We start from the raw sequence: 21,558 nt of genomic DNA, 5'->3' as shown, positions 1-21,558 counted from the left end.
ACAACCTGGTTGCAGCCTCCCGGACCGCCGACAGCAGTGAGGTTGCGCCCGGTTCTCGGCGCGCAACCTGGTCGCTGCCTCCCGGACCGCCGACAGCACTGAGGTTGCGCCCGGTCCTCGGCGCGCAACCTGGTTGCGGCCTCCCGGACCGCCGACAGCACTGAGGTTGCGCCCGGGTCCCGGGTCAGGAGATGTCGGCGCGCCGGTGTCGCGGGCTGCCCGGTCCGCCGTCGCCGTCCTCGGTGTCGGCCGTGGCGCGGGCGTCGCCGTGCTCGGGGCGGCGCGGGACCCGGGGCTCACGACGCGCCCGGGAGTGCCGCGGCAGCGGGAGGTCACCGGCGAGCCAGGCGAGCGGCCCGGCGTCGTCACGGCGGTGCCGGCGCCCCGTGGAGGCGTCCCGCGGCACAGGCACCTCCCCGGAGACCGGGGGCGGGGTGTCGGTGGGCATGTCGTCGCGCGGGCCGGCGTCCCGGCGCACCGTGCCGTCACGGCGGCCGACCTCGGCGACCACCGCGGCGGCGTGCACCTCGACCGGCAACGCGGCACGGGCGGCCGCGCCCGCGAGGAAACGGCCGGCCTCCTCGACGTCGGTGCGGTAGCGCTCGGCGAGGATCCCCGTCGCGTGGGCGAGCGGCAGACCCGACTCCAGCGCGGCCGTCGACCGGGCGACCGCGGCGCTCAGCCGGCCGAACCCCGACGCGTCCGACAGCCGCGCCGACAGCGCCTCCACCAGCGGCCTGACCGTCTCGGCGAGCTCCCCGGGGACCGGCCGGAAGCCGGTGCCGAGCAGCTGCAGCGCGGCGACCGTGCGGCCGTCGAGCGCGATCGGGACGGTGACGGCGCTGGCCAGTCCGGTCTCGGCCGCGACGGCCGCGACCTCGACGGACTCCGACCGGGTGAGGTCGGCGGTGACGACGACACAGCCCGTCGCGATCGCCTCCTGCACCGGGCCCGCGGCGCGCCGGTGCTGCAGCTCGCCGAGCCGGTTCGCCGCCGGGTCGGAGGCGAACACCGGGCCGGTCAACGGGTCCGGGGCGCGCGTGAAGACGATCACCGCGCCCGCCACCCCTACCGCCATCGGCAGGGCCCCGCACACCCCCGAGACCAGCGCGCCGACGTCGAGCTGCGCCGTTCGCGTCCGGCCCACCTGGAGTGCGAGACCGATGAGGGTGGGGTCGTTCGCGAGCACTTGCACCGTCCTTCCGCCGATCGTGCAACGTCGGGCACGTCGTGTGCGCGGCAGTCAACCATCGGTCACCGAGGCCCCCGACACGGGCCATCGGTGACCTACCGATCGGGGTAGTGTGCTCGCCCGATGACCGCATCGTCGACGAACGCGCCGGGACGGCGGAGACCTCTTACGCGGTTCACAGCTTCCCCACAGCTCGACGGGCCACCCTCCGGACCCGTGCCCCGCATGCTCCCCGCACCGGCCCGGCGCGCACGACCACCGGGGACGGCCGTCACGCCACCCCGGAAGCTCGCGCGGTGACCCCGGCGGCGCCCGTGCGCGCCCCGCACCTGTATCCGGTGGACCTCGTCCGGGTCGTCACGTTCGCCTGCGTGATCGCCGTCCACACGATCTCGACGACGGCGCCGCTCGACAGCGTCGCCGCCGGCGGGTTCGTCGTCCTCCTGCACTTCACGCGGGAGGCGTTCTTCGCGCTGACCGCGTTCGTGCTCACCCACCGCCATCGCGACGAGGCGCCCGGCCCGCTGCGGTTCTGGCGGCGCCGGTTCCTGCTGGTCGGCGTCCCGTACGTGGTGTGGTCGGCGATCTACACCGGGCTCGGGCTGTCGACGGCCCCGCTTCCCGTGGGTGCGGCGCTGCGCGCGTTCGGCCACGCCCTGCTGACCGGGACCGCCTGGTACCACCTGTACTTCCTGCTGGTGTCGCTGCAGTTCTACCTGGTGTTCCCGCTGTTCCGGGCGCTGCTGCGGGCCACCCGCGGCCATCACCTGCTGGTCCTGGCCGCGAGTGCCGTGCTGCAGGTCGTCACCGACCTGTGGCTGCACGTGCCGACGCCCTCGCCCACCGAGGCCACCGTCCTCCCCTACGCGACGTCGCTGCTGGTCAGCTACCAGTTCTTCGTCGTGTTCGGCGGGGTCGTCGCGATGAACCTCGGTGCCGTCGACGCCTGGGTCCGCGCCCACCTGCCGCTGGTGTTCGTCGCACCGCTCGGCACGGGGGCGGCCGTCGAGCTCTGGTACCGGCACTCGGTGGCGACGGGCGCCACCGCGCAGTTCGCCGCCGACGTCTTCCAGCCGGTCATCATCCCGTGGACGGTGTCGGTGGTGGCGGCCGTCTGGGGCCTCGGCACGCTGTGGGCCGACCGCCGGGACCGCTGGCGGGGCTCGCGGTTCGTCGAGGCCGCGGCGGCCCGCTCGTTCGGGGTGTTCCTCGTGCACCCCGCGATCCTGTGGCTGCTCGCGACGGTGCCCGACGCGCCCGCCGCACGGCTGCAGCGGCCGTGGGAGACCGTCGTGACCTACGTCGTCACGGTCGTGGCGGCGCTGACGTTCGTCGAGATCGTCCGGCGCACCCCGCTACGGCCGGCGCTGACGGGCAAGCCGCGGCGCAGCGCCCGCCCGGCTGTCGTCGTGGCGGGTGGTCGCGCGGGCGTCGCGCCGATCGGTGTGCCGGGGTCACGGCGCAGCGCCTGACCCTGCTCAGGCGGTGGCCACCAGCTGCTCGCACGTGCGGACGAGCACCGCCGCGACCGACCGCACCGCCTGCGACGACGCCGGGTGCGAGCCCGCCCGCTGCCAGTGGGCCAGCCGTTGCGCCGCGGCCGCGCGCACCGTGTCCGGGTCGGCGTCGGGCGGGAGCCCGAGCCGGGCCGCGGACGACGGTCCGGCCATCCCGAGCAGCTGCTCCGCGGCCGCGATCTCCCCGGGTGGGAGCACCACGGTGCCGGCGAGCAGCTCGTCGAGAAGGTCGGTCTCGGCCAGCTCGTGCGCACCCGTCCGGACGCGTTCGAGCTCGTACTGCAGCCGCCGGGCGTCGGCGGGCGGGTCGGTCCGCACGAGCAGCTCCAGACGCTGCAGCACCGAGCGGGCCACGAGGATCTCCGAGCGGCCGACGAACCGTGCCGCGATCAGCTCCCGCAACCTGCCGACACCGCTGCGGGCCAGCAGCCCGGCGACGACCGCACCCGGGTCGGGCGCGGTCCGGGCGAGCGCCGCGGCCGCACCGAGTCCCGCGGGCCCGAGCCGTGCCGCCACGCCCGGGTCGACCGCCGCGCCGCGGGCCAGGGCGTCGATCTCCGGCGGGGTGAGTCCCGTCGCGGCGCGGGCCAGGGAACCCGAGACGGGCAGCACGGTGCGGCACAGCCGCCGCACGTCCGAACGCCCGGACAGCTCCGCCGCCGCGCGCTGCGCGATAGCCGGGTCCAGTCCGCCGGGCAGCTCGTCGGCGCGGGCGAGCACCCCGAGGGCGTTGGCACGCGAGTGCGCGACGACACCGGAGTGCAGCATCCCGAAAGCCGCCGCCGAACCCTCGGCGGGCCTCAGCAGCAGGACGAGCGCGTCGGGCACCGGGTCGCCGGGGTCGAGCAGCGTCTCGGTCCGGCCGTCCGTGCCCAGCCCGGGGGTGTCGACGATCGTCGCCTCCGCGAGCAGCGGGTCGGCGACGTGCAGCTCGATCCGGTCGAGCGGCGCCGCCGGGTCGGGCGGCCACGGGCCGGCGTAGGGCGCGGCGCGGCCGGCGGTGTCGACGGCCAGCGCCACCGGGTCGCCGTGGCGCCACCAGACCGGGACGCGGGTCGGCGGGGGCGGCAGGGGGCCGCCGGGGCGGCCGAGGACCGCCTCGACGAGCGTCGACGTGCCGATCCCGGGTGGGCCGGCGAACGCGATGCGCAGGGGCTCGTCGAGGCGCGCGGACAGCGCGGCCAGCCGGGCGGTGTGCGGGGTGCCGCGGTAGCACTCGTCGGCGACGGCGAGGACCTCGCGGACCCTGCCGACCAGCCGGCCGTCCGACGTCGCGCGGCGTGGTGCGCCACCGGCCGGCACGACAGGCGGCGCGGCGGACGGTGCGGCGGACGGTGCAGTCCGGGCCGGCTCGGTGAGTGCGTTCGTGAGGACCACGCCGGGTTCCACGACCGGCGGCGCCGGGGCGGGCGGCACCGGCGGGGCCGGGTCCGCCGCGCGGGTCAGGGCCGTCCAGCCCGTGTCCTCCGGTTCGGGCCGGTCGGTGAGGTCGTCGGGCTCCGCGCGGACGACGGGGATCGGGCCGGTCGTCTCGGGGTCGGGGGCCGTCCAGTCGGCCGCCTCGGCGTCGAGGGCGTCGGCGTCGGGGGCCTCGGCGTCGGGGGCCTCGGCGTCGGGGGCCTCGTCCGGGGTCGCGGGCTCCGGGTCGGCCACCGCGTGCCGAGCCGTCGCGACGACCTGCTCCGGCTCGTCCGCGACCGCCTCGGCAGGAGGCTCGGCGACGGGCGCGACGGTCTCCCCGACCGGTTCGACAGCGTCCGTCTCCGGGTCCGTCACCGGGTCCGGCTCCGGCTCCGGGTCCTCCCGGTGATGCCGGCCGGCCGGTTCCGCGGACTCGCCTGCACCCGTGCCGAACCCGGGGTCGTCGCCCGTCTCCTGCACGGTCTGCGCAGACTCGGCCGACGCGCGGGGATCGAACCACTCGAGGTCGTCGGCAGCGACAGAAGACGACGCACCCTGGACGTCGTCCGAGACGATCTCCTCGGAGCGGACCTCGTCCTCGTCCTCCTCGTCGTCGTGGCGCGGCGTCGACTTCCACATGCCGCGCCCACTGCCCGCCGCCTCGCCGAGGGCCGTGGGAGCCTCGTCCGCCACCGCCTGGTCGTCGACCGCCGGGTCCTCGACAGGGGCCTTGTCCCCCACCGTGTCGTCGACGGGCTCCGCACCCGGTTCCTCCCGGGGCTGCTCCGTGTCACCGTCGCGCAGCGCGGCTGCCCCGGCCACCGCCCCTGCCACGACCGCACCCGCTGCCCCGGCGACCACCGGCCCAGGACCCGCGGACGGAACCTGCTGAACCGGTGGGTGGGGCGGAACAGCCTGCGACACAAGGGGAGCAGCCGGCTGCGCGGGGCGTGACGCGAGGCCCCACGCCGTGGCCTGGGCGGCGTCGAGCGGCATCGTCTCCTCATGGTGTGACGGGACCGGCACCGATCCCTCGACGGTCGTCCCCTCCCCCGGGCGCGAGTGCACGTCGATGCGTCCGCCGACGGAGGTGATGCGCGCCAACAGGTTCCGCATCCCACGGTTGGGGCCCTGCCCCAGCGAGGCCTGGTCGAAGCCAGGGCCCTCGTCGCGCACCCGGAACCGCAGCAGCCCACCCTGGACCACGAGGCGCACCGTCACCGGCGCCCCGCCCGCGTACTTGCGGGCGTTGTTGACGCCCTCGAGGCAGCAGAACCAGACGGCGGCCTCGACATCGGCGGGGAACCGGACCCCGGCGAGGCCGGGCGCGTCGACGGTGACGGGCGAGGTCCCCTCGTCGAGCTCCAGGGCGAGCCCGCCCGCGAGGCCGTGCTCGGACAGCAGCGGCGACACGACCCCGGTGGCGGTCTCGGCGAGGATCGACTCGGCGTTGCCGATCTGCTCGACGACCTGCCCGAGCCGTTCCCGGGCCTGGTCGTACTTGGCCGTCTTCACCAGGTGTTCGACGAGGCCCATCACGAGCCGCAGCGAGACGAGGTGGTGCTGGGCGCCGTCGTGGAGGTCGCGTTCGATGCGGCGGCGTTCGCCGTCCATCTCGGCGACGGCCGCACGCCGCGACACCGCGATCTCGCCGGCGTGGGCGAGCGCGGCGCGCAGCTGGCGTTCCAGCTCGATGCCGTAGCGGCTGGCCTGCAGGACAGCGCCGAGGCTGTCGGCGATGTCGGTGAGCAGGTTCTGGCGCTGCGGGCCGAGCCCGGCGACGGCGGCACGGTCGACGGCGATGGTGCCGATGCGTTCCTCGCCGTGGCGGACGGCGACCTCGGTGAGCTCGTCGGAGACGTGGCCGCCGGGTTCGGACCAGGTGTAGGTGCGGTCGCGCAGCCCGGGGCGCACGACGGTGAGCCGGCACGTCGACGCGCCGAGCCCGCGGCCCACGGCCTCGGCGACGCGGGCGAGGTCGGGGGCGTCGGCGACGGTGGACCGCGACAGTGCGGCGATACCGGCGAGCACGCTGTAGGGGGTGGGCCGGGTGCCGTAGAGGAGCCGGTCGACGACACGTTCGGCCAGGGTGTGGACGGGCAGGAACGCGATCGCGGCGACGGCGCAGGCCGCGACGGCGGACACGACCGTCGACATCGGGTCGGGCAGGAACAGGGCGAGCGCGGTGTGCACGACGACGTAGAGGCCGCCGACGACCGCGGTGTCGACGGCGACGACGAGGCCGCGGCTGAAGCGTCGTTCGGCGTTCTGGAGGTCGCTGCTGCGGACGGCGACGAGCACGGCCGCGGCGACCGCGATGCAGGCGACGCGGGAGAACCAGAACAGCAGCGCGAGGGGCAGGTCGCCGGAGCCGCCCGCGGTGGGGTCGGTGAGGGTGAGCCCGTTCCAGCCCAGCCCCCACACCAGGAAGCTGACCGCCGCGAGGACCACGGTGACCGCCCCGGCGGCGAGCAGGACGCTGAACAGCAGCCGGGCCTGGGTGCGCTGGACGTCGCTGGATCCGCGGCGGACCCTGCGCGGCAACGCGATCAGCCCGGCGGCGGGCACGAGGAAGCCGAAGAACAGCACGCAGCTGACGGTGTGCGGGAGCAGCGCGGTGCCGAACCCGGCGGCGAGCAGCGCCACGGCGGCCACACCGACGGTGACCAGGCCGGGGCTGCGGCGGACGCCGTCGGGTCCTTCGTCGGACCCGGGTGGGAACACGAGCAGCGCGACGATGTAGGCGGCGCAGGCGACGCCGTGGAGCAGGACCTGGTGCAGCTCACCGATCTGCAGGCCGGTCGCGGTCTCGACGGCCGCGGCGGCGGCGTGGGCCTGCAGGTTGAACGCGCCCGCGGAGCCGACGAGGGCGAGGACCAGCAGCCGCGAGGACCAGGTCCGTCCGCCGGCGGGTGGGCGGACCGACATGGCGACGGCGAGCCCGAGCGAGACGGCGCTGAGCGCGTAGTCGAGCAGGGCCTGTGCGCCGGGTTCGCTGTGTCCGAGGGCGTCGAGGATGCCGGCGGCCCAGCCGCCCCCGCCCGCGGCGGACGCGGTGAGCGACGCGGCGACACCGGGCATGACGGCGGCGATCCCGACGACGGCGCCGACGGCGAGCCACACCAGCGACAGCAGCCCGCAGGCGACGAGCAGCACCCAGTACCCGGCGAGCAGCCACGGCCGGGCGCCGCGGCCGGGCGCGGTGGGGGCGGGCGGCTCGGGTGCGGCGGGTCCGGGCGCGGGCCGGGTCCAGGAGATGCCGGTGGGCAGCGCGACCGTCGGCGACTCCCAGCCCCGGGCGGGCGGTGCGGCGACAGGCGGTCCGGCGGCGGGCGGTCCAGCGGCGGTCAACACGTCGGTCACGGTGACGGCGGTGGTGGCGTCGGGGCCCGGGCGGTGGCCGGACACGTTGCGGCCCAACGTCCCCCCGGTCATCCGGAACGGGGGCAGCTCGTGCCCGGCGTGGTGTTCGCGGGCGGGCCGCGACAGGTCGTTCTCGCGCTCGTCCACTGCTCAGCCCCGGACCGCGGAGCTCACGGCCCCACCGACGTCGACCAGCGGTTCGAGCCGGTCGGGTATCCACGCGCGGACGACGACGTGGGCCGGGCCGCCGCCGGGTGGCAGCTCGGTGCCGTCGAGCTCGACGGCACCGCCGAGCGCGGACAGCCGTTCGGCCTCGTCGGCCAGGGCCTCCCGCATCGCGGCGAGCCCGACGGGCGCGCAGGCGTCGTCGACGGCGAGGCTCACCCGGCCGTCGGCGTGGTCGAGCGTCATGCCCAGCTCCTCGTCGGCCGCCTGCTCGGCCAGCCCCTTCAGGACGGCGGCGGCGACGTAGTAGATGCCGGACTCGATCTCCCAGCTCAGCCGCTCGTCCATGGTGCCGCCGAGGGTGACCGCGCGGGGGAGGTCGGCGACCACCTCGTCGAGGGCGCCGACGGGACCGTGGTCGCGCAGGACGTTCGGGTAGACGCCGCGGGCGATCACGCGGAAGCGGTCGAGCAGCTCGTCGAGGCCGGTACGGGCGTCGGCGAGGTGCCGGGCGGCCGCGGCGCCGTCCTCGGAGCCCTCGGTGAGTACCGCGTTCCGGGCGGCGACGACGTCGGCGCGCAGCCCGGACAGCCGGTCGGTGGTGGCGTGGGACAGCTCGACGACGAGGCGGCGGCGTTCCATGTCGCGGGCGCGCGCCAGCCGCGCCCGGGAGGCCTTCAGGGTGGTCGCGAGCTCGTCGGCGCGGCGGACCCGCTCGGCCAGCTCGGCGTTCTGCGCGACGCCGCGCAGCAGCATCGCGGCACCGTTGGCGACGTCGCGCATCAGCTGCTGGTCGGCCGGGGTGATCGACGCGCCCGGTTTGCCGACGGTCAGCGCCGCCCGCAGCTCGGTGCCGTCGAGGACCGGCACGACGTGGTCGGTGTCGTCGCGGGTCAGCAGCACGGCGAGGTTGTCGACGGCGAGGTTCCCGGGCCGGGTCGAGGCGGGCGCGGTGGGCCGGTCGGGGTGCTGGGCGGCGAGCACCAGCCGGTCACCGACCGCCAGCCACACCTCCCCGCGCGCCGCCGACGTCCCCTCCGCGACGACCTCGGCGAGCCCGGGCAGCGCCTCCTCGAGCGAGCCGGCGCGGATCCGGGCGGCGGCGTCGGCGAGCGCGCTGTAGGGCGTCGTCTCCCGGTGGTGGGTCAGCCGGGTGACCAGCCGCGTGATGCGCGGCGCGAGCAGCGCGAGACCGACCGCGCAGACGGCGGCGGCCGCGAACGGCAGCAGCACACCGATGCTGTCGGTGGGGCGCAGCGCCAGTCCCACGCCGTCGACGAGGACGACGACCACCACGACCACCGCCGCCGCCACGATCAGGCCCCGCACCAGCCGTGCGAGTGTCGTCCGGTTCATCGCCCACCATGCCCGTCCGGCCGGGACTCGCCCGGGTTCGAGACGGTCACGCTAGAGGTACGGCGACCCCGCCGAACAGCCCCGGCGGGTGCTCAGTCGTCGTCACGCTGGGACCGTAGGAACGCGAGCACCGCCAGGACGCGCCGGTGGTTCTCCGAGGTGTCGGCGTGCAGCCCGAGCTTGCCGAAGATGTTCGCGATGTGCTTCTCCACGGCCTTGGGCGTCACGAACAGCTGGCCCGCGATGCCGTTGTTGGACCGGCCCTCGGCCATCAGCTTGAGGACGTCGGTCTCGCGCTCGGACAGCGACGCGACCAGGCCCTTCTTCTCCCCGCGCGGGCGCTCGACGAGCCGCTTGGCCAGCGACGGCTCGATGACGATCTCGCCGTCGCGGATGCGGTCGAGGGTGTCGGAGAGGACGTCGACGCTGCCGACCTTCTCCTTGAGCCGGTAGCCGATCGCGTCGGTACCGATGTTGAGGATCCGCATCAGGTAGTGCGACTCGGCGTAGTGCGACAGGAACAGCAGGCCCATGTCCGGGTACTTGGCGCGCAGCCGTTCCGCGGTGATCAGCCCGCCGTCGGGTTCCGGGGGCATGCGGATGTCGAGGATCGCGACGTCGCACGGTTCGGTGGCGAGCAGGTCGAGCAGGGAGTCGCCGTCGGCGGTGGCGCCGACGACCTCGTGACCGGTCGCCTGCAGCAGCATGAGGAGGCCCTCGCGGAACAGGGCGCCGTCCTCGGCCAGGGCTACGCGCATGGGATCCTCGCAGTGATAGTGCCGACGCCGGTGCCGCCGGTCACGTCGATCGTCCCACCCAGGCCGGCGACCTCGTCCAGCATCCGCCCTCCTGCGTCCACCGGGACCTCGTCCAGCACGACCACCAGCGCCCGCTCTTCGGCGGTGACGGTGACCGTGACGTCGCGGAAGACCCCGCCGAGACTCGACAGGACGTCGGCGACGGCGAAGTAGGCGGCGCCCTCGGCCGCCGGGTCGAACCGGCCGTCGGGGGCGACGACCCGGACGACGGCCTCGCTGCGGTCGGCGGCCTCGCGCAGGGCCGGGCCGAGACCTGCCTCGTCGAGCAGCGTCGGGTAGATGTGGCCGGCGACGTCGCGCAGCTCCTGCAGCACGGCGTGCAGCTGCTCCTGCAGCTCGTCGATCGTCTCGTCGAGGTCCGGCGCCGACTGCGCGATCCGGTGGCGCATCACGCCGATCCGCAGCGCGAGCGCCGAGATGCGCAGCGACGCACCGTCGTGGAGCTGGCGCTCGAGCCGGCGGCGGCGTGCCCAATGGGCCCGGTGCGAGCGCAGCAGCTCGTCGGGGCCGGGCGAGAGCAGCCGGACCGTCGGCACCACGGCGTCGGGCGCCGGGTCGGTCGCCATCGGGGCCTCCTGCCGCTCGGAGCGTGGACCCGCGCCGGGGGCACCGCCGGGGCGGTGCGCGGGCTCGACAATCATCGTCGCAGCCTGCCCCCGACCGCGCCGCCGAGGAATGGGGCAAACCCCACCTCGAAACGGGGTGTTCCCCCGTCGTGTCGACGCGCCTGCGCTCGGTAACGTTCCGCGCTGTCCCGGCGAGTGACGAATTGGCCCGACCAGGGGAAATCCCACCCGGAGGTATCTCGATCCGGCGGCGACGGCTCGTTACCATGTGTGCCGGTTTGCAGGGGAGGCGGCGGTGGGTTACAACCTCGGAGTCGATCTGGGGACGACGTTCGTGGCAGCTGCGGTCGCCCGCGATTCCCGCGTGGAGATGTTCACGCTCGGGGACCGGACGGTCGTCACCCCCTCGGTCGTCTTCCTGCGTGAGGACGGCAACCTCGTCACCGGTGACGCGGCCAACCGGCGGGCGGTGAGCAACCCCGACCGGGTGGCGCGCGAGTTCAAGCGCCGCCTCGGGGACCCGACACCGGTGGTGCTGGGCGGTTCGCCCTACGCGGTGACGACGTTGCTCGGCACCCTCCTCGGCGACGTACTGGGCCGGGTCACCGAGACCGAGGGCGGCAAACCCGACAGCGTCGTGCTCACCCATCCCGCCAACTGGGGCCCGTTCCGCCGGGAGCTGTTCGAGGAGGTCCCGCAGTTCGCGGGCCTGACCGGCCCCGAGACGGTCACCGAGCCGGAGGCCGCCGCCGCGCACTACGCCGCGTCGCGGCACCTGGCCGACGGTGAGGTCATCGCGGTCTACGACCTCGGTGGCGGCACGTTCGACGCCACGGTGCTGCGCAAGCATCCGGGCGGTATCGAGATCCTGGGTTCGCCCGAGGGGATCGAGCGCCTCGGCGGCGTCGACTTCGACGAGGCGATCCTGTCGCACGTCAACTACTCGTCCGGCGGTGCGCTCGCCGAGCTCGACATGGGCGACCCGCAGACCGCGATCGCGCTGGCCCGGCTGCGCCAGGACTGCGTCCTGGCCAAGGAGGCGCTGTCGATCGACTCGGAGACCACGATCCCGGTCTTCCTCCCCGGTCGGCACTTCGACATCCGGATCACCCGCGCCGAGTTCGAGGACATGATCCGCGCACCCATCGAGTCGACGATCGGGACGCTGTCGCGGACCCTGCGCTCGGCCCAGGTGGAGCCCACCAACCTGTCCGCGGTCCTGCTCGTCGGCGGGTCGTCGCGGATCCCGCTGGTGTCGCGGATGATCTCCGAGGAGCTCGGCCGGCCCACGGTCGTCGACGCCCACCCCAAGTACGCGGTCGCGCTCGGCGCGGCCACCCTCGCCGCCGCCAGCGCCTCGGGCGCCGGTCGCGGGTCCGACGGCGCGGTCGCCTGGCCGGGCGTCGTCGTCTCGGCCGCGCCCGAGCAGGGCGGCGCACTGCCCGGCGCGGCCGCCGCGGCGGCCGCGGGCGCCGGTTTCGGCGCCTACGCCGCGAGCGGCGGTCCGCAGGCGGGCGCGGCGACGTTGCCGCCGCGTGCTCCCGGTGCCCCGCAGCAAGGCGGTCCCGCTCCGCAGGGCAACGGCTGGGGCGCCCCACCGCCGCAGGCCGGCCAGGGTCAGCGCGCGGCGGCCGGGCCGCCGCCCCCGCAGCAGCAACAGCAGCAGCGTCAGCAGGCCCAGCCCAACCAGTTCCAGCAGGGCGCGCCCCCCGGGCCGCCCCCGGCGCCCGGTGCGCCCGGCTCGCCGGGCTCGACCGGGGGTGGCGGCAACAAGAAGGTCCTCGCGATCGTCGCCGCAGTCGTCGTGCTCCTCGCGCTCGTGGGTGGCGGGACGTGGTGGGCGCTCAGCCGCACCGGCAGCACCGCGACCGACGGCGGCGCCTCGTCGTCGGCCGGCGCGGCCACCGACACCTCCGCCGCGGGCGGCGACACCACCCCGACGGTCACGGTCGCGGCGAGCGTGCCGATCCCGTCGCTGGGCCAGACGATCCCGGGCGGCACGCCCGCCGGGTTCGCGGTCGTCTCCCCCTCGGGCCGCCAGGTCTACGTCGCCAACCGGGCGACCAAGACCGTGACCGTCATCGACACGTCGGTCAACAAGATCACCGCGACGATCCCCGTCGACGCCGGGCCGCCGCAGTACCTGGCGTTCGCGCCCGACGGCAAGAAGATCTACGTCAGCGTGTGGGACGACGCGCGGACCATCGCCGACGTCGCCGTGATCGACACGACGACGAACTCGATCATCGCCGACATCAAGGTCGACACCCGTCCGTTCCTCGCGGCGGTCACCCCCGACGGCTCCAAGCTGTGGGTGCCCAACCACGACTCGGGCTCGATCTCGATCATCGACACGTCGACGAACACGGTGGTCAACACCCTCAAGGTGGCGCCCAACCCGCACTGGATCGAGTTCAGCACCGACGGCACGAAGGCCTACACGGCCAACCACGAGTCGAACGTCATCTCCGTCCTGGACGTGGCGAACGAGACCGAGATCGCCCAGATCCCGGTCGACAAGAGCCCGCACAGCCTCGCGGTGAACCACCAGCGGCCGCTCGTCGCGAACGTCAACTACGACTCGAACACCGTCACGATGATCAACACGGACAACGACCAGGTCGTGGCCCGGATCCCGGTGGGCAAGAACCCGCAGGAGATCAGCTGGGCGCCCGACGGCCGGTTCGCCTACGTCGTCAACGTCGCCGACAACTCCGTGTCGGTGATCAGCGCCGACTCGAACTCGGTGACGGCCACGCTGCCCGTCGGCGCGTCGCCGACGTCGGTCGCGGTGACACCCGACGGCAAGACCGGCTACGTCACGAACCTGACCGACGGCACGCTGACCATGCTCAACCTCGCCGGCTGAGCGTCCCCGCGGCAGCACGCGGGAGTAGGGGCCACCCCACCGGAATCCGGAGGGGTGGCCCTTGCACGTCGGGGGTAGGCGTCATGTATCGGGCGCCGGGATCGGCGCATCCTTCAGTGGTCCGCATCACAGCGGTCACCACGCCGAAGGGAGAACGTCATGAACGCCACCGTCACCCCCATCAACGGCCGCGACCGCGCCGTCCTGCGAGCCGTCGCCGCCGGTCGCGCCGAGTTCTCCCCCGCCGGGGGTGGCCTCGTCGTCGACGGCCTGCAACTGAGCGACCAGTTCGCCGGGCTGCGCCTGACCACCGCCGGCCTGATCCTCGACCGGCCCGGCCCGGCCGCACTCACCCCGACCGGCGTCGCCGTCCTCGCGGCCGCGTGATCGTGATGAACGCATTCGCCGCCGCCACCGCGACCACCTCCGCCGTCGCCGAGGCCGTCACCCGCCCGCTGACCCGCGCCGACCGCTGCGACGCCTGCGGTGCCGCCGCCCGCGTCCGGGTCGTCCTCCCGACGTCCGCGGAGCTGCTGTTCTGCGGCCACCACGCCCGCCGGCACGCACCCCGGCTGCGCGAGATCGGAGCGGAGCTGGTCACCGACCCCTGACCGCCTCCCTCACCACGACGCAGGAGCCCGGCCGTCACCCGACGGCCGGGCTCCTGCGCGTGGCGCCGACGGTCAGTGCTCCTCCCGGGCCTCGACCGCCTCACCGAAGTAGATGAGCGTGAGCAGGGCGAAGATGACGGCCTGCAGGCCGCCGATGAACAGGTCGAAGAGCTTCCACGCCGCGGTGGGCAGCCACAGCACGTAGACCGGGAGCAGCCCGATGATGCCCACCATCAGCCCGCCCGCGAAGATGTTGCCCCACAGCCGCAGCGCCAGCGAGGCCGGCCGGCCGAAGAACTGCGAGATGATCTCGAACGGGCCCTTGCGCACGATGGCCACGAGGTGCCCGCGCAGGCCCTGGGCGCGGATGCCGGCCACGTTGACCCAGACGACGACCAGCAGCATCAGGGGGTAGGTCAGGTTGACGTCGGCCGTCGGCGGTGGGAGGACGTGTTCGGTGGGCAGCACCGCGAGCCAGTTGCAGGCGAGGATGAAGGCGAACAACGACACCGCGAGGCCGACGACGCCGCGCGGCGTCCGTGAACCCATGAGTTGCTCGCTCTGCCCCTGCACCCAGCCGACGAGGGCCTCGAAGGCCACCTGCGCCACGCTGGGCCGGCCCGCGACGGCGCGGCGCGCCATGTACAGCCCGAGCCCGCAGACGATCACCGCGGCGACGAGCGTCGCGACGATCGTGTCGAGGTTGACCGTCATGCCGAGCCAGGTGCCCGTCCAGTGTTCGCCGGGCTGCACCTCGGCCGCTGCCGACAGCTCCGTACCAGCCATCGTCGACCCCCTCGTCGCGTGGTGGACAGTTCGCAAACCCTGTTCGCGAACAATGTACGCGATGGATGCCGCGCGCCCTCGGCCGGGTGTGCGATGACCTACCGCTCGATCTGGCTCGAACCCGAGGAACCCGCCCGCACCGGGCGGCCCGCGGAGTGGAGCCGCGCCCAGATCACCGAGGCCGCGCTCGCCGTCGCCGACGCCGACGGGCTCGCCGCTGTCACGATGCGCCGCGTCGCCTCCCGCCTCGGGACGGGCGCGGCGTCGCTGTACCGCTACGTCGCGACCCGCGACGACCTGCTCGACCTGATGGCCGATGCCGCCCTCGCAGCGTTCACGCCCGCCCCCGACAGCGGCGACTGGCGCGACGACCTCGTGGCCGACCACATCGGAGTGCTGCACCTGCTGCGCGCACGCCCGTGGCTGCTCGACATCGTCCGCTCCCGGCCCGCGGCGGGCCCCAACGGGACGCTGGTCGTCGAGAACACGTTGGCGCGCATGGCCGGCCACCCCGCGCCCGGGGCACGCAAGATGGAGGTCGTCGGCACGCTGTTCGGGATGATCCAGACCTACGCCGCGAGCGAGCGCCCGGGCGGCGGCATCCTCGACGACGACTTCCTCGCCGTGCAGGTCCAGTTGATGCGCCAGGCCGTCGCGAGCGGCCGGTACCCGCACCTGGCCGCCGTGCTCGCGGAGCCGCCCACCCACACCGGCGAGTCCCCCGACGACCAGCTCGCCCGGGTCCTGCGCCTCGTCCTGGCCGGGATGCTCCCCGAACAGCTGTGAGTGGCGATAGTCGCTATAGCGACTATCGCCACTCACAGGGGCTGGGGTCAGGCGTTCGCCCAGGCCGCCTCGATCGAGCGGACCAGGATCGCCAGGGCGACGTCCATGACCTCGGCGGTCACGTTGAGCGGCGGCAGCATCCGGACGACGCAGTCGTCACGGCCGCCGAGCTCCACGATCAGCCCGGCGCGCAGGGCCCGCGCCTGGACGTCCTCGGCCAGCTCGGTGACGGTACGGCCGTCGGCGGGGGCGACCAGCTCGATGCCCCACATCAGGCCCATCCCCCGGACCTCCAGCACCGCCGGGTGGGCGGTGAAGCCCCCCAGCCGCGCAGCGACCTGGCGGCCGCGCTCGACGACGTTGCCGAGCACGCCGTCGCGCCGCACGATCTCGACGGTCCTCGCGCCGGCCGCGAAGGCGAGCTGGTTGCCGCGGAAGGTGCCGGTGTGGGCACCGGGCGCCCAGGTGTCGAGCTTCTCGTCGTACATGATGATCGCGACGGGCTGACCCATGCCGGACAACGCCTTCGACGCGACGACGACGTCGGGCTCGATGTCGTACTGCTCGAACGCGAACCAGGTGCCCGTACGCCCGCAGCCGGTCTGCACCTCGTCGACGATCAGCGGGATGCCCAGCTCGCGGGTGAGCCGGCGGACGCGCTGCACGAACTCCAGCCGGGCCGGGATGACGCCACCCTCGCCCTGGACCAGCTCCATGATGACCGCCGCCGGGAGTTCCAGGCCGCCGTTGGGGTCGTTCAGGGCGCGCTCGAGGAACGAGACGCAGTTGGTCTGGCAGGTCTGCGGGTCCAGCGCCAGCGGGCAGCGGCTGCACGAGGAGAAGGGGAAGAACTGGACGCCGGGCATGCCGTTGGCGACCGGACGCTTCTGCGAGACGTTGCCGGTCAGGGCCATCGCGGCGTGCGACGACCCGTGGAACCCGCCCTGGAAGGAGACGACCTGGCCGCGGCCGGTGGCCGTCTTGCACAGTTTGATCGCGGCGTCGACGGCGTTGGCGCCGGTGGGGCCGCAGAACTGGATGCGCATCCGGTCACGCATCGCGACGGGCAGCATCGACAGCTGCGCGTCGGTGAAGGCGTCCTTGGCCGGCGAGGCCATGTCGAGGCCGTGGGTGAACACGCCCATCTGCTCGGTGGCGGCCGCGACGAGCTCGGGGTGGTTGTGCCCCAGCGAGAGCACGCCGGCGCCGGCGAGGAAGTCGACGAAGACGTTGCCGTCGAGGTCGCGGATGAACGAGCCCTGCGCCTCGGCGACGGCGAACGGGAAGTGTCGCGGGTAGACGCGGGCGTTGGACTCGCGGCGGGCCTGGCGGGCGAGCAGCTCGGCCGAGCGCGGGCCGGGCAGCGGCGTGGTGACCGACGGGCCGGTCATGGGTGCGGCGGCCCGGACGGGCTGCACCGGCGGCCGGGGTGCGGGTGCGCCACGCGGCACGGGGCGTGGCCCGGTCGCGGGACCGGACACGAAGCCGGGCTGGGTGACCGGGGCGGCGGGCGCGGGGGCCGTCGGCGCGGGAACGGCCGGGACGGCGGCGGGCGGGCGGGCGGTGCCGGTGGTGGTGCTGGTCATGACGGACTCCTGGTTGTCGCGCGGCACGGCCGCGGTGACGGGCCGCGCGGCGGGTGCCGGCGGGGTGGGACGGTGCTGCGGGGCGGGACGGTGCCGCGGGGCCGGCCGGTGCTGCGGGGCGGGCGGGGGTGCGCCGGCCGGGAGCGCGCCGACCGGGATGCGGCGCGTCGGCAGCACGACCGTCGCCTCGACGGCGGCCACGTGCCGGGCCGGGCCGGTGAACACCGGGCCGGGCGCCGGGCGGTCCAGGTCCAGGTTCGGCACCGAACCGGCGGCGTAGGCGGCGAGCATGGCGGCCTTGTCGGCGTCGGAGCGCGTCACCACGACCGGCACGACCGCGGCCGGCACGGCGGCGGTAGGTGCGGCGGCCGGCGGCGCCGGGGTGCGGCGCTCCCGCAGCTCGGTGGCCGGGTTTCCCCGCCACACGGCGTGCGGCTCGACGACCTCGCCCTTCATCAGGAACGCGTCGGCCTCGAGGATCGCGCCGTCGCCGATCGTGACGTCGTAGTGGACGAACGCCTTCACGCCGAGCGTTGCGCCGTCGCCGACGACGGTGGCGCCGGACTTGAACGAGCCGTTCTCCAGTGAGTGGCACTGGATGACGCTGCCCGCGTTGAGCACGACGTCCGAGCCGATCGTGACCAGCGACTTCTCCGGCATTGCGGCGCCGTCGTCGAACACCCGCCGGCCCATCCGCACGCCCGCCAGCCGCCACACGAGGCTGCCGAACGGGGTGCCGGTGAAGCGCGGCGTCACATACAGCTTCCACAGCCGCTCGTGGTGCCAGAAGTAGCGGTCGTAGATCGAGCAGACGCGCGGACGCAGCCGCCGGAACCCGAGCGTCGCCCGCTCGAGCAGCGCGCCGTACAGCGTCGTGAACAGCAGGCTCGCGACGACACTCGTGGCCAGCGCCGCGGTGCCGTACGTCGCGAACAGCCGCAGGCCGGCGGCGGCGAACAGGATCGTCGCGGTGAAGGCGACCCAGCGCAGCAGCAGCACCACGAGCATCGACGACGCGTTGTGCAGGTTCTTGCGGACGAGCACGCGGCGGCGCAGCGCCAGGTCGGTGATCGCGGGGTGCGGCACGTCCTGGGCGTCACCGCGGGGGATCTCGAAGGGCGGCGAGCCGAGCAGGCCGACGTTCTCGCGGACCGGCCCGTCGATCGGGACCATGACCTTGGTGGCCAGCAGGACGTTCGCGCCGACCGCGGCCCCCGTCGGGAAGGCGATGTTGTTACCCAGGAAGTTGTTGTCCCCCACCGTGACCGGCGAGACCCGGAACGACGTCGTGGAGAAGTCTGCGTTCATCACCGACAGCCCGTCGGAGACCATCGTGCCGGAGCCGATCGTCGTCAGGTACGGGGTGTCGTGGTGCATCTCGGTACCGAAGTTCGACCCGGTCTGGTCGACGCGCCGCAGGTCGTAGCCCAGCGCCTGGACGAAACCGACGATGAACGAGCTGTCGCCGAGCAACAGCATCAGGAACCGCGAGTTGGTCAGCCGGGTGAGCGTGCGCTGCACGGCCCAGTGGACGCCGTAGAGCGGGTAGGTGCGCCCGGGCCGCACGACGCGCCGCAGCAGCCGCGGCACGGTCACCATCACCAGGACCGCGAGCAGCAGGGCCATCACGTACACGGCCAGGGAGAGCAGCGCGACGACGAGGTAGAAGGCCGGGTCGGTGAGCGAGTAGGTGGTCAGGGCCGTCGTCACGGCCGGGACGGAGCTGGCGAGCAGCACGACCCCGGTCAGCGCGGCGGGCCCGACGACGAGCACGACGAGCAGCTGCAGCGCGCTGTAGACGACGCGGCGCAGGGTGGCCGGGCGGCCGGTCTGGACCGTGCGGTAGTCGGTCGTCGTCGGCTCGGCAGGGACGCCGTGCCAGCGCTCGCCCGCCGGGATCGCCTGCCCGGTGTGCAGCGACGACGAGTGTCCGAGCTGGCCGCCGTCACCGATCGCGGTGCCGATGTCGAGCACGGTGGCCTCGCCGACGAACGCGTCACGGCCGATGGTGACGTGCCCGGTCCGGATGGCGCCCGCCACAGCGTGGTAGCCGGTGAACGAGCTGTCGCGGCGGACGATCGCGCCCTCGCCGATGGTGATCAGGTCGGTGGCGACCGGCACGGTCCGCGACAGGACCGTTGCGCCCCGGCCGATCTTCGCGCCGAGGGCACGCAGGTAGAGGGTGTAGAGCGGCGAGCCCGCGAAGAGCACCAGCGGGTTGACCCGGACGAGCGTCCGCACGAGCCAGAACCGCAGGTAGGCGGGGCCCCAGAGCCGAATCTCGCGCTGCTTCCAGCGGCCCACGAGCAACCACTTCAGCGCGATCGGCAACAGGCACGCAGCCAGGTAGACCCCGACCCCGTAGAGCACGGTGCGCTCGACGATCTGGGTGATGTCGGGGGCCTCGGTGGCCCAGATGAAGCCGTTCTCCAGCAGGAAGATCCCGCCGTAGGTCACGCCCAGGAACGCCAGCAGCTGCAGCAGGCCCGTCGTCAGGTAGCCGATCGTGCTGGTGCGCACGAGCGGGCCGGTGCGGACCGCGGCGGACGCGCCGGGCGCCTCCCCGCCGAGGTGGATCGCGAGCTCGCGGATCGTCGGGTGGGCGTAGATCTCGCGCATCGACGGGGCCGCCAGCGACGTCTCCTTGCGCAGCGCCGCGGAGAAGCGGGCCATGAGCAGGGAGTTCGCGCCGAGGTCGTCGAAGAAGTTGGAGTCGACGGAGACGGTGTCGAGGCCGATCGTCCTCGCCAGGGTCGCGGCGAGGATCTCCTCGGTCGCGGTCTCGGCGGCGACCATCTCCCCCGCGGGCCCGCCGGCGCGGCGCATGGTGGGCGGCGGCAGGGCCTTGCGGTCGGCCTTGTCCGACGTCGTCATCGGGATCGCGGCGAGGTGCTCCAGGTAGGCGGGCACCATGTAGGCGGGCAGCCGCTCGCGCAGGTGCGCGTGGGCGGCGTCGGTGTCGAGCGGGGCGACGCCCGTCTTGAGGCTGTAGTAGCCGACGAGCTCGACCTGGCCGGGCGTGGGCTCGAAGGTGTCGACGACCGCCGCCGACACCCCGGGCACCTGCAGCAGCACGGACTCGATCTCGGTGAGCTCGATGCGGTAGCCGCGGATCTTGACCTGCAGGTCGATGCGGCCCATGTACTCGATCTCGCCCTGGTCGTTGACACGGCCCAGGTCGCCGGTGCGGTAGATGCGCCCCGACGGGTTGCCGGCGATCCCCAGGAAGTCCTCGATGAACGACTTGTCGGTGAGGTCCTCGCGGTTGAGGTAGCCCGTCGCGAGGCCGATGCCGGCGATGCCGATCTCGCCGACCTCGCCGTGCGGCAGCGCCCGGTACGGGTTGTCCGGGTCGAGGACGACGGTGGTGTAGGTGGGCAGCGGCTGCCCGATGGTGACGGGCCGGTCGGGGTGGACCTCGGTCCACGTCGCGGTCACGGTGGCCTCGGTGGGGCCGTAGACGTTGAGGAAGCGGCGGCCGTCGCGGTGCCAGCGGGCGACGAGGTCCTGCGGGCACGCCTCGCCCGACACGAGCAGGAACCGCAGCGCGGGCAGGTCCTCCTCGATCGTCGCGAGCAGCGTCGGGACGACGCACATCGCGGTGACGCGGCGCTCGGTCAGGAAGGCGTGCAGGTCCATGCCCAGCAACGACATGCCCGCGGGCTTCGGGACCAGCGTGGCACCGGCCATCCACGGCACCCAGATCTCCTCGACGGAGAAGTCGAAGGCGATCGTCATGCCCTGGTACACGCGGTCGCTCGCCCGCAGGCCGTAGACCTCGGCGGCGACACGGACGAAGTTGCAGATGCTGGCGTGCTCGATCGCGACGCCCTTGGGGCGGCCCGTCGTCCCGGAGGTGTAGATCAGGTAGGCGAGGTCCTCGACGGTCGTGCCGCGCTCGGCCTCGGTCAGCCGGGCACCGGACTGCGCCTCGATCTGCGCGGCGAGCCGGTCGACGTAGATCAGGCCGGGGGCGAAGTCCTCCAGGCCGACGACGCGCTCGGGCACGTGCGACAGCGACAGCACCGTGCTCACACCGGCGTCGGAGAGGATGTAGGCGATCCGGTCGGCCGGGAACGCGACGTCCAGCGGCACGTACGCGGCGTTGATCTTCATGACGGCGAGCATGCCGACGTAGGAGTGCACGGCCTGGTCGAACAGCAGCGCGATCCGGTCGCCCGCGCGGGCTCCGGAGGCCAGCAGCTGGCGGGCGAGGCGGTTGGCGCGCTCGTCGAGCTCGGAGTAGGTCAGGGCGACGTCGCCGGTGTCGACGGCGAGGTGACCGGCGCGGCCGTAGGCCCGCATCCAGTCGGCCTGCTCCTCGAAGACGTGGTCGAGGCGTTCACCGGTGCGGGCCCGTGAGCCCTGGGCGTAGTCGGCGGCCACGAGAAGGGCCGGCGCGTCGGACGCCGCTGTGGGCGGCGCATCGGGTTCCTGCAGCGTGGTCACGATCCGCTCCTGGCTGGAGTTGGGGGCTTTCTCTGCTGGTCACAAGCCTGCCGACCGCGGATGTCCGATTCGATGGTGCGCTCCCCCGAGCCG

Annotated in this window: 12 protein-coding genes; 5 read left to right on the top strand and 7 right to left on the bottom strand. The window is 74.2% G+C overall.

Annotation, left to right across the window (positions count from 1 at the left end):
* Positions 1 to 184: 184 nt before the first annotated feature.
* The gene (locus tag PSU4_RS18345; RefSeq protein ID WP_147109906.1) at positions 185 to 1,189 is read right to left on the bottom strand and encodes a GAF domain-containing protein; all 1,005 of its coding nucleotides are present in this window, start codon (positions 1,187 to 1,189) and stop codon (positions 185 to 187) included.
* Between the two features lie 299 nt (positions 1,190 to 1,488).
* Between PSU4_RS18345 and PSU4_RS18340 the strand changes: the two genes are divergently transcribed.
* On the top strand, positions 1,489 to 2,664 hold the full coding sequence (locus tag PSU4_RS18340; protein ID WP_186817038.1) for an acyltransferase: 1,176 nt from the start codon (positions 1,489 to 1,491) through the stop codon (positions 2,662 to 2,664).
* Positions 2,665 to 2,670: 6 nt separating this feature from the next.
* On the opposite strand, the gene PSU4_RS18335 is transcribed toward PSU4_RS18340, so the two are convergent.
* From PSU4_RS18335 to PSU4_RS18320, 4 genes are all read right to left on the bottom strand, one after another.
* Entirely contained in the window at positions 2,671 to 7,620 is a 4,950-nt protein-coding gene (locus tag PSU4_RS18335) for a sensor histidine kinase (protein ID WP_147109903.1), read from the bottom strand.
* Positions 7,621 to 7,623: 3 nt separating this feature from the next.
* Positions 7,624 to 8,994: a hypothetical protein gene (locus tag PSU4_RS18330; protein WP_147109901.1), complete on the bottom strand. Its 1,371-nt coding sequence runs from the start codon at positions 8,992 to 8,994 to the stop codon at positions 7,624 to 7,626.
* A 92-nt stretch (positions 8,995 to 9,086) separates the two neighbouring features.
* The gene (locus PSU4_RS18325) at positions 9,087 to 9,752 is read right to left on the bottom strand and encodes a response regulator transcription factor (protein ID WP_147109899.1); all 666 of its coding nucleotides are present in this window, start codon (positions 9,750 to 9,752) and stop codon (positions 9,087 to 9,089) included.
* Positions 9,743 to 10,378, bottom strand: a complete 636-nt coding sequence (locus PSU4_RS18320; protein ID WP_186817037.1) for a histidine kinase — start codon at positions 10,376 to 10,378, stop codon at positions 9,743 to 9,745. Before PSU4_RS18320 ends, PSU4_RS18325 begins: the two co-directional genes overlap by 10 nt.
* Before the next feature lie 295 nt (positions 10,379 to 10,673).
* Here PSU4_RS18320 and PSU4_RS18315 point away from each other — a divergent pair, with 295 nt between their 5' ends.
* From PSU4_RS18315 to PSU4_RS18310, 3 genes are all read left to right on the top strand, one after another.
* A complete protein-coding gene (locus tag PSU4_RS18315; protein WP_147109895.1) occupies positions 10,674 to 13,247 on the top strand; it encodes an Hsp70 family protein in 2,574 nt (857 codons plus the stop codon).
* Positions 13,248 to 13,406: 159 nt separating this feature from the next.
* Positions 13,407 to 13,634, top strand: a complete 228-nt coding sequence (locus tag PSU4_RS31410) for a hypothetical protein (protein ID WP_186817036.1) — start codon at positions 13,407 to 13,409, stop codon at positions 13,632 to 13,634.
* Between the two features lie 5 nt (positions 13,635 to 13,639).
* Positions 13,640 to 13,858: a DUF7455 domain-containing protein gene (locus tag PSU4_RS18310; protein ID WP_147109893.1), complete on the top strand. Its 219-nt coding sequence runs from the start codon at positions 13,640 to 13,642 to the stop codon at positions 13,856 to 13,858.
* Between the two features lie 72 nt (positions 13,859 to 13,930).
* On the opposite strand, the gene PSU4_RS18305 is transcribed toward PSU4_RS18310, so the two are convergent.
* A complete protein-coding gene (locus PSU4_RS18305; RefSeq protein ID WP_147109891.1) occupies positions 13,931 to 14,644 on the bottom strand; it encodes a FoF1 ATP synthase subunit A in 714 nt (237 codons plus the stop codon).
* A 93-nt stretch (positions 14,645 to 14,737) separates the two neighbouring features.
* On the opposite strand from PSU4_RS18305, the gene PSU4_RS18300 reads away from it, so the two are divergent.
* Positions 14,738 to 15,430: a TetR/AcrR family transcriptional regulator gene (locus PSU4_RS18300; protein ID WP_147109890.1), complete on the top strand. Its 693-nt coding sequence runs from the start codon at positions 14,738 to 14,740 to the stop codon at positions 15,428 to 15,430.
* A gap of 47 nt (positions 15,431 to 15,477) precedes the next feature.
* Here the strand turns inward: PSU4_RS18300 and PSU4_RS18295 are convergent, their stop codons facing one another.
* On the bottom strand, positions 15,478 to 21,465 hold the full coding sequence (locus tag PSU4_RS18295) for a Pls/PosA family non-ribosomal peptide synthetase (RefSeq protein ID WP_147109888.1): 5,988 nt from the start codon (positions 21,463 to 21,465) through the stop codon (positions 15,478 to 15,480).
* Positions 21,466 to 21,558 lie beyond the last annotated feature (93 nt).

Source organism: Pseudonocardia sulfidoxydans NBRC 16205 (assembly GCF_007989085.1).
GTDB classification, from domain to species: Bacteria; Actinomycetota; Actinomycetes; order Mycobacteriales; family Pseudonocardiaceae; genus Pseudonocardia; species Pseudonocardia sulfidoxydans.
This window is presented reverse-complemented; position numbering and strand designations above follow the sequence as displayed.